A 12894-nucleotide genomic window follows, 5' to 3' on the forward strand; every position below is an offset into this window, starting at 1 on the left:
ACTTATGAATATATTTGCAGACAAAGCTAGTTTGGTTCTTAGACATCTTCTCCGATACCCAGAGAAGCCTTGGGTTATTTCTGAGATTGTGGAAAGTCTTGGGTTAAGCCAGGGTTTGGTTGCCAAAGTGATCCTGGAGCTAAGACAGCAAGGGTTTCTTAAAGGTGAAGCTCGGGGGCCTAAAGCTTCTTCCAAACTTCGTCACGCCGAAGAACTTCTTGATCAGTGGACCAAACAGTACCAATTTAACAAAAATCATACGATGGCTTTTTATAGTTCTGACAAAAATATTTTAAAAATCCTTAAAAATACTTTGAGCCCATCAAAATCTGTTTCTTATGCCCTCACCTTACATACCGGTGCAAACTTCATGACCCACTATGTTCGTGATCAAAATGTGTATGCCTATTTACCTGCAGAGAATTTTGATAATCAAGTTGAAGAGCTACGAAAACAGCTTAACCTCCTTGAACTTAAACAAGGCGGGAATGTTTTTTTCATTAAACCTTGGTATAGAAATTCTATCTTTTACAATGCACAAAAAATTAAAGGTTATTCAGTTGTGTCAAATTTACAGCTTTACTTAGACTTATTTAATTATCCCGACCGAGGAAATGAACAAGCTTTGCAACTTAAACGCGTCTTAAAAGAAAAAGGAGTGCCACTTGCCTGATGCTTCTTTTCTTCTTTTGCTTCAAACCCTGAAAGATTTAAAACCATTCTTATCTCATTTGGTTTTGGTGGGTGGATGGGTACCCTATATTTATTCCCAATATGTTTGGAAGCTGAGTCATATACCTAGAGGTACAGCGGACATCGATTTTGGATTAAAAGACATTACCTACAAAGGAAAAAGTACCATTGCTCATAAACTGAAGCAAAAGCAATATGGAGAACATCACATAAATATGGGTAAACTACGTCCATATATTCCAGTTGCAAAACACGGGGATGAACGAGCCGATGTTGAATTCATTACATCTGCTAATCCCGAAACATTTAAAAGCTTGGTTGGCAAAGATATCAAAATCAACCAAATCGAAAATTTTGATCTCCTCCTTGAAAAGCCTTTACGAATGCCCATAGAGGGCTTGAATATCCAGATCCCTCGCCCGTCTATATTTATTTTCCATAAACTGCTTACATTTGTCGAGCGTCAAGGCCAGTTTAAACGAGAGAAAGACCTTTATTATGCTTATTTCATGTTGCTATTTCATTCGGACAATGAACAAGTCAGCCAAGAAATTAAACAGCTCATTCTGAAAAAGCCGCAGGGAAAAACGGTAGAGAAGAATATTAAAAACTATTTTGATGACGAATTTGACCAAGGGCCTCGTATTATTGGGCAACAAATCAAGGCTACTTCCATTCAAACCTTTGTTAAAGACGTCCAGCAAGATTCTTTTGAGCGCTTGCGAAAGCTTTTACCTTAATCTAAAAACTTATCTAATCATGGGACACACTGTGTATTCTTAATAAAAACGAGTTACCTAAATTAGTACACAGTGTGTCCCTGGATTGGCTCAATTCCCTAAAGTAACCGGGTACTTTTTTCCACTAACACAATTTATTCGGTAGCTGTCCCTGGAACTGCCAAGCCAAGAACCCTGGGCGAGCATGGAAAATTCCGGATCATGGTAAACGTTTGATCATCGTTTTTTACAATGGAATTTGGTGCCAGGCGTATTTTTGCAATATACCACATTACAAAAATACGCCTGGCACCTAGACTATTTAGAATTATTTGCTAGCCAATTATCGAGTCGCTGGCTTTCACTGGTCTTAAAGGTGTAATCTTCACCTCTCAAAAAATCCCGCAAAAAGTCTTCGTCGCAAGCTTCTAAATCTCCGGTTGAAGCTGAAAAAACGTAGGTTTGATCCTTTAACTTAGTTTCACTAATAAGTTTAGCTAGAGGTTTAGTATGTAATGATCCTGTCCAAATAAGCAAAGATTTGTTTGGGTAGTCTAGAGCCAACTTTTGTATGTTTGAAAAAATAAAATGTTCCCTCATCTCGAACTCCACTTTAATTGTCTCGTCGGATTTGCTACTCTTTTCATTGAACAAATTAACTGGATCCAAAAATTCTAACGTTGATGTAAAATTAAGCGCTTTTAAAGCCGGAATATTGTTACTCTCTAAGTTATACTTAGCCTCAGAAGCATTTTTAATGTGAGTTGTATAAAAAGAAGTTACCACCTTTTCATTCAATGTTTTTAGTTCCTCGAAATAAGTAAGTGCATAGGCTTTAAATTCGTTTGCATCTGTGAGTTCATATATTTTTTCAATGAACTCCATATCCTCTGATCGCGGACTTTGTGGGCTACTTTTTAATCGCTCTATGAGGTCCGAAGAAATAACTCTAAATTCATCTGTTGAGTCATTATTTAAAATTTTTTCTACAATATTGACGATTTCGGGATGGTTTGGACTTTTTGTAAGAAATGTTGATGCAAAGTCCCAAATACGAAATAAATCAATTCGGCTATAGAACGGGCTCGAAATTTGTTCTAAACCTAGATCAAGCTGGATTGACATATGCTTTAAATATAGAAGGTATTCAATTAAAATATGATCTTCGATATGACGAAGTGTTTCTGTTTCAGCCGAAAGGACTACGCCTTCAAACCCCAAAATAATTTCCGAATCCTTTTCATTCTTTGAGCTTGAGGAGTTATAGAAACTTTTTAGTTTATGATGCAGGTCTGGACAGCCTGCGGCAGAATGAATGCCCAAGCTTTGGTTTGTATGGCTGGTACCCCAAAGTACTATTTTTCTTTCAATTGTCTGAGCTTTGGTTTGGCTAAAAGGTTGCTCACATAACACAGCAATAAAAATATTACATAATACTATTAGCTTAAGTTGTTTCATTTTTCCCTTATTGTGATAATTTTATGCATGGGCTATCATGAACACCATGGTGTGTCAACCACCTACTCAGGATATTTTGACGCACTATTAGCACTACTTAAGACTTTAAAACTCCACTCCTATGTTTCTTAATCATGGGACACACTATGTATTCTTATAAGAACTATTTACTTAAACCAGGAATACACCCTATACTCCCCAAAATAACCGAGTACTTTTTTCACAAGAATTTTTTCATCTTCAGGAATTTCTTCCTTTTTAAAATCTCCATCAAATAGGAAAATACTATTTCTCACTTTTCCGCTAGACATCATTGCTGCAAAAGAAACCATACTAGATGTGCCGCCTGGATATATTTCAATAGATATCCTATCTCTCTTACTATCATTTAGTAACTTTTTTTGAACATAAGTTACTATATATTTTGATAAACTATCCTCCACATATATGTACAGTTTTTCTTTATCTTGATAAGTGTACCCTAAATGAAAAGAGCTTTCAGACGCAACCGCAGAGTTAATAATTTGAATTTTATTATCTAAACCTGGGTTAGATATCAACAGCTTAATTGCACAGTCAGGAAGACCTGTTGCAAAATATGGTGAGTGGGTTGATAATATTACCTGTAATTTTTTTTCTGTAATTTTTTTTAAAATATATTTTTGCAATTTTATTTGTGCACCAATATGTAACGATGTTTCTGGTTCATCTAATAAAATCAAAGCTCTATTTTTTGCATTTTCGATTGCGTAAATTAACCGAATAACGCTTGCCTCACCACTACCTGCAAATGCCTCTGAATATTTTTCATCATTTAAATCTTTGTTGATATAAATTGAAAAACCACCCAAATTATAAAAATCATGTTCTATATAAGTTATATCGGAATATTTAATATCGAGGATATCAGAAGCCACCTGCAACTCTTCTATAGAAAAATTATAATGTTCAGAAATTTTTTCTTTTCCATAGTAAGTTTTACTTTTAAGCTTCTTATCTAAAGCATTTTTTAATAACTTTGAACGTTTAAACAAATACCTTCTTTGCTTAGGGCGACTCCCACCTCCTTTTGAATCGAAATAAAATGCTCTGTCAAATGCACTAATTTCGGATCTAAAGTCTAAATATATTACTTTCTTTTTTATCGCATTCCACCTAGTTTTTGATCTTCCAGGGGGAATCGGATCACCTTCTTTTATTTCTTGTATAGGTTTCATACCGAAGTCAACCAATGGTCTAGTTGGCTCCCAATAACTGGAATCGATTAATTTATATTTTGGAGATTGTTTTTTTATCCTTGACTTTGCCACTTCCACTTCTTGACCAGCTTCATCACTAATATATTTATACCAATATACAGATCTTTGTTTGATTAAATCTACATAAGACTCAAACCAATACTCTCCAGTTGAGTTACCCTCTGGACAACCATATAACGCGTGAAGAATTGAACTTTTATTTGTTCCATTTTTGCCAATTAATAAAGTTAAAGGAAATTCAAATATTAATTCCGATTCAGGAACTAAGTTTTTATAAGAACAAAATTTAATAAATGAAATATAGGGATTATACTCTTTGCCTTTTTGGAACCTATTTTTTATTTCTTCAATTTCATCAAAAGAATTCATAAAAACCTATTAAATAATAAAACATTCTGAAATTCTTTCCGCCATCCTAGGAGGCACTGCATTTCCAACTTGCCTAGCACACGATGTAATACTTCCAGAAAAAATAAAATTATCAGGAAAAGTTTGTAGCCTCGCAGCTTCGCGGACACTAATAGCCCTGTTTTGTTCTGGATGTCCAAATCGTCCATTAGAGTAGCTCGTACACTTAGTTGTTAAAGTAGCTGCTAATGCATCCCATTTCATTCTTCCATATACATCTGTATGACCAGAGTAATTTTTATGACAACCATTTTTTAAATGCTCTGGCCAATCTCTTCTATCTCCACCTTCTGGAGTTAATATAATTCTTTGAATATTTTCTTTTGATAATTTAGAAGATACATGATTTGGTATTTGTTCATGTGTTTCTCCCGCTTCAATTGGAGGCAAATCTTGAATGAACTCGCGTGTAGTATATTGCCTATGTTTATAATGATTCACTATTGTTTGAAGCGATCTGAGCCTATAAGGTTTTAAACACCCAATAAGAATAAATCTCTTTCTTTTTTGAGGAACACCTAACTCTGATGCATAAATATTACCTATTTCAAATTTATATCCAAGTTCTTCTAACTGAAAAGTAAATTTTTTAAATATACCATTTGACCTACTTATATTCTGTATCCCTGGAACGTTTTCAAGAAAAATATACTCCGGCTTCCAAAAAGAAATAAATCTCAGGAACTCCAGTAGAAGTGACTTTCTACTATCATTTTTTTGAGTATGTTTTTTTTGATTACTGAAAGGTTGGCAAGGCGCACAACCGCTAAAAAGCAGTGGCCCCGTTGACCTCTCAATAATAATTTTAAGCTCTTCTTCTTTAAAATTTCTAATATTTTCTTGAATAAATATAGCTTTGGGAAAATTATTTTTATATGTTTGAGCTGAATCTCTATCAAAATCAAGAGCACCAATTATTTTAAAGCCGACATTTTCAAAGCCTAAACTTGTTCCCCCGCATCCACTAAAAAAATCAACTACGTTCAACATATATTTAATAAATAATAGCCCATACCACATTTTATGTAAACGTTAGTTTTCCATCAACAGATCCTTTTTTGTTGCCGACCGCAAAGGGTGAAAAAATAAAAATTCTGGGGACAGTCGACTAAACTACTACTGCTGCTATACTTGTTAGCGGGAGCTGGATTTGGCCGATGCCTTTGGCATCGGCATAAGTTACACTAGATCTTTGCTGCGCCTACGGCTTGCTCATCACAAGTGTAGCTTTAAACCAACGAAAGGCTTATTTTAATAACTAAAAACTTTTCTGAAATTTTGGTTTTGGTAGTTAGTAGTAGCTAAATTTGAACCCAGTCAAAACCGGGTGAATGGTTTGGGCTTGGCCCAAACCCAGCCCGCACATGCACATTCATCCAGTTGGAAGCCCATGCATAAAGACCTTCGGCCATGTTGCCGTTAGGCAATATAAAAAAACAGAGAGCCCGAAGGGCGAATAACCGTAATTTGCATGATTGATTTTATGGAAAATGATCGGAATTGGTAGCGGGAGCCGGATTTGAACCGACGACCTTCGGGTTATGAGTACGTTTCTCTAATCTTGCCATACTCTATGTACTTGAATAGATTATACTTTTCATCTTGTCAAGCTGACCATTCTTGTATAATTTGACTCATGAGTGACGCGATAATGACGCAAAAAATGAACTGAAAAACATGAAAAGTAAACCCAATTAATAAGACATAAGTTGATAGAGATGAGTATTTTAAGCTGGAACCAAATCAGAGCCAACGCTGCACAATTTTCAGATTCTTGGAAAGACGCGCACTATGAAAAAGGTGACACACAAACCTTTTATAATGAGTTTTTTGAGGTGTTCGGGCACCGCCGACGCAATGTTGCCTTATATGAAAAAAAAGTTGATATGGTGGGACGCTCTCATGGTTTCATTGATCTTTTTTGGCCAGGCATGCTGATTGTTGAGCAAAAATCCGCGGGTCGTAATTTAGACTCCGCTAGCACTCAAGTGGATGACTATATTCTTGCATTAAGTGAACGTGAAAGACCTCGATACCGCCTTATCAGTGATTTCCAAAACTTTGTTTTTACTGACCTAGCGACGCGACAAATTTACACTTTCAAATTGGATGAACTTAAAAATAACATTAAACTTTTTGATTTTATTGCAGGTAGAAGGCAGCAAATTTACAAAGATCAAGATCCAGTAAACATTGATGCCTCTGATAAAATGAGCTCTCTACATAAAGTTTTAGAGGACTCTGGTTATGGTGGCACCGACCTTGAGCGATTGCTTGTTCGCATCATGTTTTGTTTATTTGCAGACGACACTGGCATATTTGAGCAAGACTCGTTGCTAAACTATATTCGTGACCGTACCCATACTGATGGCAGTGATCTTGGCAGCAAACTAATTGAACTATTTCAAGTTTTGGATACTCCAAAAGAAAAGCGTCAAAAAATGCTAGATGAAGACTTAGCTAGCTTTCCATACGTAAACGGAAAACTATTTAATGGCTCTATCCGTACACCTTCATTTAACAACTCCATGCGAGATGTTCTATTAGACTGCTGTTACTTTAACTGGACAGAGGTTTCACCGGCATTATTTGGATCTTTATTTCAAACTGTCATCCTACCTGAAAAACAACGCCAAAGCGGCGCACATTATACAAGCGAGAAAAACATACTAAAAACCATTCAACCTTTATTTATGGAAGAACTGCAAGAGGAATTTAGTAGGTTAAAAAACCTAGGAGGGACACAACGTAGAAGTAAAATAGAACAATTTCACATCTCTTTAAGTAAATTGACGTTTTTAGACCCTGCGTGCGGATGTGGGAATTTTTTGATCTTAGCTTATCGCGAGTTACGTTTATTAGAGCTAGACATATTAGACGAGCTATATCCGAGAGACAATAATGGCGATAGGCAAAATTTTTTAGATGTAGATCATTTATCTTTAATTAATGTAGATCAGTTTTATGGCATCGAAATAAGTGAATTTCCTGTTTATATTGCCCAAACTGCGATGTGGTTAATTGATCACCAAATGAATATGAAACTAGGTGACATGTTTGGGCAAGCCTTTGCCCGTTTACCACTGCAAAAAACTGCAAACATTTATCACGGCAATGCCCTCACAGTAGATTGGAATGAAGTAATTCCGGCATCAAAATGCTCTTACATTTTTGGTAATCCACCGTTTATTGGAAAAGCATATCGCAATAATGAACAACAAAGTGAGATGAAAAAAATTTTCAAAAGCACAAAAGGAACATTAGATTTAGATTACGTAGTATGTTGGTTTTATATTGCAGCACATTATATTCAAAAAAAAAGTTGTCAAGTTGCTTTTGTTTCTACAAATTCAATTTGTCAAGGTGAGCAAGTACCAATCTTTTGGGCTTTAATGATGGAAGAACTCAATATACACATTAATTTTGCTCATCGAACCTTTAAATGGATAATTGATGCTCAAAAAGCAAAAGGTATGAATGTTGCTTCTGTTTATGTAGTTATTGTTGGATTTTCAACTATAAATAAAAGTAGAAAGAAAATTTTTGATTATGAAACAATTTCTTCTGACCCCCACGAACTAAATGTAAAGAAAATTAACCCCTATTTATTAAATGCTGATACCTTTTTTATAAAAAACAGAAAAAACCATTTCCAAAAAAATTGCGTACCGCAGTTATCATTTGGGAGTATGCCTAATGATGGAGGTTTTTTAATTTTAAACGATAATGAAGCGCGTAGTTTTATACAAAAAGAACCTAAATCTAAAAACTTCATTAAACCTTTTCTTGGTTCTAGAGAGTTTATTAATAATCTTCCCAGGTATTGTTTATGGTTAAAAAACTGTAGCCCATCAAACCTTAAGTCAATGCCTATAGTAATTGAGAGAGTTGAGGCAGTACGTAAACAAAGATTAAAAAGCACTCGACCACCAACAAATAAATTAGCTCAATTCCCATGGTTATTTGGCGAGATAAGACAGCCAAATCAACGTTACATCGCTATTCCAGAAGTCTCATCTCAAAGCAGGGACTATATTCCAATTGGTTTTTTGGATAAAGACACTATAGCAAGTAATAAACTTTATACTATCTCTAACGGCAACTTATATCATTTCGGGATAGTCACATCTAAAATGCATATGATTTGGATGAAAACTGTTGGCGGCCGATTAAAAAACGATTATCAGTATTCTAATGGTATTGTGTACAATAATTTTTCTTGGCCAGAAGCGACCGACATGCAAAAAGAGGCCATTGCTAAAAAAGCTCAAGCTATCTTAGATGCTAGAAGCAATCACAAAGAGTCATCACTGGCTGATTTATATAATCCAAATCTCATGCCTGTTGACTTGAGAAAAGCTCACAATGCCTTAGATAAAGAAGTGGACAAAACTTATCGCAAAGAACCATTTAACAGTGAACTTGAGCGCATACAGTTTCTATTTGAGCGTTATCAAAAACTGACTCAACTTTAACTATTGAATAACTTAAAGCACATTGTATATTTATAGCCCTACCCTGAAAATAAACTCTAAGAAATTATATAGAGCGTACTTATTGTGAAATAGATAATAACTTGATTTTTCAATCACCAAAGAAAAGACACTCTGCATTATAACGCTTGATTAACCTTATTGTGTTTGATAACAGACTATAATGTCATTAAGTAATGAAAGCACAATAATTCGTAAACTCACCGTTGATTACCATATAGTTTCTAAATACCACGCTTCTTGCCACGGAATTATTGGACCATTAAATACCCATCAAATTAAACTCATTTCAGAAGCGAGAAAAACACTAACTGATAGGAAAAAGATTATATTCAACGATGATAGTATAAGATCGACGTGCTTTGAAGGTTACAGTGAGCAAAAGTATCTGTTTTTACTTTGCCCTGGTGTACAGACTTTTGTTGATCGAACAGACCTTAACAGTTATTCAATTTTTAAACTTATAATTCAGTTTTGCTCTACAAAAGCAGATTTAAACTTCCGATCTAGAGTAAAACCAAAAACTTTAGACCATTTGGATCGATTTGAAGCCGATCTCAAAGAGTTAGAAGAGTATCATTATAACATTAAAAATAAGATGGAGGTGATTAATCAACTAAAAAACACTCTTCATGGCATTAATAATAATTTAAAAACTCGTGGAAGAGGTCCAAATTGGGGAGAGGAAAAGTGGCTATTTCAAGAACTATCTGCGATACCTCTCCTATATAAAAATAATAAATCTAAACTAAAAACTAAAGAAATTGCTTTGATAATGGTTGCATATGGTCTTTGGCTTCCTTCAAGTGAAAACTACTCTTTAAAAGACATTATAGAAAGCCAAAAAGACAACATTTATAATGCAACCAAAAGAAGATCAAAAGCAATAGCTTCAGTAGTCAATGAATCTATCCATCCATACATTTGGGAAGCACATAAAATTTATCGTACTCAAATAACTAAAAACTCTTAGTTCAAGTCCATTTTAATCGCACTATAAGATTGATAACACATAATCATGATTGAAAATTCAGATTATGATCATCAAGATAACCAACAAGTTAACTACTTTGATTACGAAAAACTTAGTCAATTTTTGAGTGTCAAAAAATCAACATTATATGCATGGGTTTCACGTAATGAAATTCCATTCATACGTATAAGCAGTAGATGCGTTAGGTTTGATTTTAATCAAATTAAAGCATGGCTAAAAAACAAACAAAAGTCCTGTAACTAAATTTTCAATTCTGTAAACCTACTTATTTTATCCTTGGGAAAGGTATAATGAGTAGGTTTACGGTTCACTTGCCACAAAAGTGACGCTACTTTCCAAGTCATAGCGATAAATGGCTGGACTGATATAATTAACTGCGACTAGGTTAAAGATTTATCAGTAATTTGGGTTTTCTGCCTGACTTGTGGTGACGGATAAAACTGTATCAATCCCCTATCTACTAAACAAGTTGTTTTTGACCCAAATACCCAAAATAGTGTTTCTATGAAGATAATTAGGTAAAAATCTAGGATTAATAGTCCGAGGTGTGCTTTTACAGTTTACTTCAACTTAATCGGCAGTTTAGAACGTGGGGTTAGCCGTCCACAGGACTTTTTACTTAATGTTGTTGTAAACACACAGCATTGCTCAATGATGTCTTTTTATTCGAGCATTTGTTTGTTAGTTTTTTACGCTTTTTTTAGGTTTTGTAACAACTACTGTTAAAAATTTTTAAATAATTAGCCGTAAAGAAAAGGGGGGAGTTGTATCTAAAATTAAATATATAGAGGAAAAAATGAGAAAAAAATACCCTAATAAAATAAAGTATCATGCCATGCAATTGTGGGCAGATGGCTTTACCTATTCACAAATAACTAAAATTGTTGGTATTTCCAGTTGGAGAACTGTTGAAAACTGGAAAAAAGCAAAAACCCCATGTTGTTGGGACAAGTATACCGAAGAAGTACGTAAAAAGCGCGTTGATGAAATTAAAAATGAATCCTTTGATTGTTATAAAAAAACAATAACAAAGCAGCACAAAGTACTTAATAAACTACTCAATCAATCCTACGATGAGCTACTTCAGCGATTAGAGAACGATGAAATTAATACTGATGATGTAATCAAGCTATTCATTTGGTCTATAAAAGCTCAGAGAAGCCTTTATTTAGACCCTCAGGAAGCTCTTGAATTATTTAAAAAAGAAATCAAAGTATTATAATCAGCTGTTTTTTTTTGGTGTTTGAAACTGCTCTAATAGTGCCAAAGTGTAGTCAATAAAACCACAAATATGAAGCGCTTGCCTATCAGAAACTTGCAACAAATTATGATGGCTATCATTTCTAATCATAGCAAACAAACCAGATAGCAAATCACGAATACCCTCGTTTTGCTCGTCTTTTTTTATTGGTATTAATTTTGGTTTTTGGTTTGAAAAAACATTGTTTATTAGCTTTATACCGCTTAGATTAGAATTGCTTGGAAGCTTAGCCTTCTCCTTAATTCTATTTTCTAAAACGGTAGCGGATTCTCTTATTACAGTATCAAATAGATCTTCTCCATGAGTGTTTTTTTCTTCGATTCTGAGTTTAAAGATCCCCTCGCATCTTTTCTTTAACTCCTGATCGGTAATCTCCATCAGTCCCATGTATGGGGCAAAAGTTTGGTTTAAATCTTCAGTTATATTTTGCTTTTCAAGCGTAAATTTTTTCTGTGCTACGTCACTTGCTTTTGTTAAATCAATCAAATAGCTGGGAACTTTAAGACTATTTAAAAGCCCACTTTCTGCTAAATCACGTTTTGTTTGAATAACTTGATCAATCTTTTCTACAGTTGCTTTTAATAATTCAGGATTAGCTTGAATAAGCTCAATTTTTTTCCTTTCTAACTCTCTTATTTGTGCATAAGCACCTGCTTTTATAATTCTCAATGACCAAAAGCTAATACCACGTGCAAAATCATCTTCATCTTGTTTTTTTTTATAATACTCAATTATTCTTTCAACATGTTCATGTAACTCTGATTTATTTTCTATTTCAAAAGACTTTAATACCTCTTGATCATTATCCAGTCTTTGTTTAATTAACTCCAGGCCCGGCAGAAATAAATCGATAATACTTTTTCTTAAAATAACGTGTGGAACTGTTTCATCATCATGAGGTTGTTTTTTATCTTTCATGCTATTTAAAGTACTATGAATTAAAAACTTTTACCAAGATACTTAATTTTATTGTCTGCTCCAAGCTTATTTGCCTCATTTAAAGCTTTGTTTTTATCATTTTCATTTGGTGAAATAAACCAGCACCATCCCCCATAGACTATTCCAGTTATATAGCATGCAATTTTATCGCTTTTTGCAATCGGTGTTGTAAACTCAATGATTTCTGTCAAATCTTGTGAGTAGTAAATAGCATAGGCTTTATTTTCTGACGATTTAAAAGCTATTCTATACTTTACTAACTCTTTAGGGTTAACAAGCTTAGAAGTAATCAACTCATCATCTGAGTAAAAAGAAACCTCTGCTACTGTGTTCGGTGCTATGGGTTGATCTGGAGACTGCATTGCAGAATGAATTTTTTTAGTTGTACCTGATACCAATCTATAAGATTGCCCTTCAAACTCTGCTACTGAGTCACTAAATGAAACATAAACTACATCACTTGATCTATTTTTAATCCAAAAATGATTTAGCCTTGTTATATCTTGTGAGATTTCAATTGACTCAGGGATTATATTTTTTGGTCTAATGTCATTTTCTGGCCTATGGATTACTCCTTTCCATCTGTAAGTGCTACAACTTGTTGTAGTTAAAACTAATAAAACTATAACTAACTGGTTTTTTAAAATTTGTAATTTTTGCATAAAAGAGC

Annotated in this window: 11 protein-coding genes; 6 read left to right on the top strand and 5 right to left on the bottom strand. The window is 34.2% G+C overall.

What is annotated here, in order from left to right; genetic code table 11:
• The first annotated feature begins 4 nt into the window (after positions 1-4).
• Entirely contained in the window at positions 5-673 is a 669-nt protein-coding gene (locus tag PKC21_08370; GenBank protein HMR25354.1) for a type IV toxin-antitoxin system AbiEi family antitoxin, read from the top strand.
• Positions 666-1433, top strand: a complete 768-nt coding sequence (locus tag PKC21_08375; GenBank protein ID HMR25355.1) for a GSU2403 family nucleotidyltransferase fold protein — start codon at positions 666-668, stop codon at positions 1431-1433. Before PKC21_08370 ends, PKC21_08375 begins: the two co-directional genes overlap by 8 nt.
• 297 nt (positions 1434-1730) lie before the next feature.
• Here PKC21_08375 and PKC21_08380 read toward each other — a convergent pair whose 3' ends face one another.
• The 3 genes from PKC21_08380 to PKC21_08390 all read right to left on the bottom strand — a co-directional run bounded on the left by PKC21_08380 (position 1731) and on the right by PKC21_08390 (position 5527).
• A complete protein-coding gene (locus PKC21_08380; GenBank protein HMR25356.1) occupies positions 1731-2870 on the bottom strand; it encodes a hypothetical protein in 1140 nt (379 codons plus the stop codon).
• Between the two features lie 167 nt (positions 2871-3037).
• Entirely contained in the window at positions 3038-4498 is a 1461-nt protein-coding gene (locus PKC21_08385; protein ID HMR25357.1) for an AAA family ATPase, read from the bottom strand.
• A 9-nt stretch (positions 4499-4507) separates the two neighbouring features.
• Positions 4508-5527: a DNA cytosine methyltransferase gene (locus PKC21_08390; protein HMR25358.1), complete on the bottom strand. Its 1020-nt coding sequence runs from the start codon at positions 5525-5527 to the stop codon at positions 4508-4510.
• A 728-nt stretch (positions 5528-6255) separates the two neighbouring features.
• On the opposite strand from PKC21_08390, the gene PKC21_08395 reads away from it, so the two are divergent.
• The 4 genes from PKC21_08395 (at position 6256) to PKC21_08410 (ending at position 11246) form a co-directional block, all read left to right on the top strand.
• On the top strand, positions 6256-9012 hold the full coding sequence (locus PKC21_08395; protein ID HMR25359.1) for an N-6 DNA methylase: 2757 nt from the start codon (positions 6256-6258) through the stop codon (positions 9010-9012).
• A 181-nt stretch (positions 9013-9193) separates the two neighbouring features.
• The gene (locus PKC21_08400) at positions 9194-10003 is read left to right on the top strand and encodes a hypothetical protein (GenBank protein ID HMR25360.1); all 810 of its coding nucleotides are present in this window, start codon (positions 9194-9196) and stop codon (positions 10001-10003) included.
• 45 nt (positions 10004-10048) lie between these two features.
• Positions 10049-10267 carry a helix-turn-helix domain-containing protein gene (locus tag PKC21_08405; GenBank protein HMR25361.1) on the top strand — a complete coding sequence of 73 codons (219 nt, stop codon included), beginning with the start codon at positions 10049-10051 and terminating at the stop codon, positions 10265-10267.
• Between the two features lie 553 nt (positions 10268-10820).
• The gene (locus PKC21_08410) at positions 10821-11246 is read left to right on the top strand and encodes a helix-turn-helix domain-containing protein (protein HMR25362.1); all 426 of its coding nucleotides are present in this window, start codon (positions 10821-10823) and stop codon (positions 11244-11246) included.
• Here the strand turns inward: PKC21_08410 and PKC21_08415 are convergent, their stop codons facing one another.
• Both PKC21_08415 and PKC21_08420 read right to left on the bottom strand, forming a co-directional pair.
• Positions 11247-12203 carry a TIGR02391 family protein gene (locus tag PKC21_08415; GenBank protein HMR25363.1) on the bottom strand — a complete coding sequence of 319 codons (957 nt, stop codon included), beginning with the start codon at positions 12201-12203 and terminating at the stop codon, positions 11247-11249.
• A gap of 20 nt (positions 12204-12223) precedes the next feature.
• Positions 12224-12886 (bottom strand): hypothetical protein, encoded by a 663-nt coding sequence (locus PKC21_08420; protein ID HMR25364.1) that lies wholly within the window; start codon positions 12884-12886, stop codon positions 12224-12226.
• Positions 12887-12894 lie beyond the last annotated feature (8 nt).

Source organism: Oligoflexia bacterium, from assembly GCA_035326705.1.
In the GTDB taxonomy this organism is placed as follows: Bacteria; Bdellovibrionota_G; JALEGL01; order JALEGL01; family JALEGL01; genus JALEGL01.

Coding starts and splice junctions, on each gene's coding strand:
- PKC21_08415 (HMR25363.1), bottom strand. CDS start 12,203: ATGAAAGATAAAAAACAACCTCATGATGATGAAACAGTTCCACACGTT.
- PKC21_08380 (HMR25356.1), bottom strand. CDS start 2,870: ATGAAACAACTTAAGCTAATAGTATTATGTAATATTTTTATTGCTGTG.
- PKC21_08395 (HMR25359.1), top strand. CDS start 6,256: ATGAGTATTTTAAGCTGGAACCAAATCAGAGCCAACGCTGCACAATTT.
- PKC21_08420 (HMR25364.1), bottom strand. CDS start 12,886: ATGCAAAAATTACAAATTTTAAAAAACCAGTTAGTTATAGTTTTATTA.
- PKC21_08410 (HMR25362.1), top strand. CDS start 10,821: ATGAGAAAAAAATACCCTAATAAAATAAAGTATCATGCCATGCAATTG.
- PKC21_08390 (HMR25358.1), bottom strand. CDS start 5,527: ATGTTGAACGTAGTTGATTTTTTTAGTGGATGCGGGGGAACAAGTTTA.
- PKC21_08385 (HMR25357.1), bottom strand. CDS start 4,498: ATGAATTCTTTTGATGAAATTGAAGAAATAAAAAATAGGTTCCAAAAA.
- PKC21_08405 (HMR25361.1), top strand. CDS start 10,049: ATGATTGAAAATTCAGATTATGATCATCAAGATAACCAACAAGTTAAC.
- PKC21_08400 (HMR25360.1), top strand. CDS start 9,194: ATGTCATTAAGTAATGAAAGCACAATAATTCGTAAACTCACCGTTGAT.
- PKC21_08370 (HMR25354.1), top strand. CDS start 5: ATGAATATATTTGCAGACAAAGCTAGTTTGGTTCTTAGACATCTTCTC.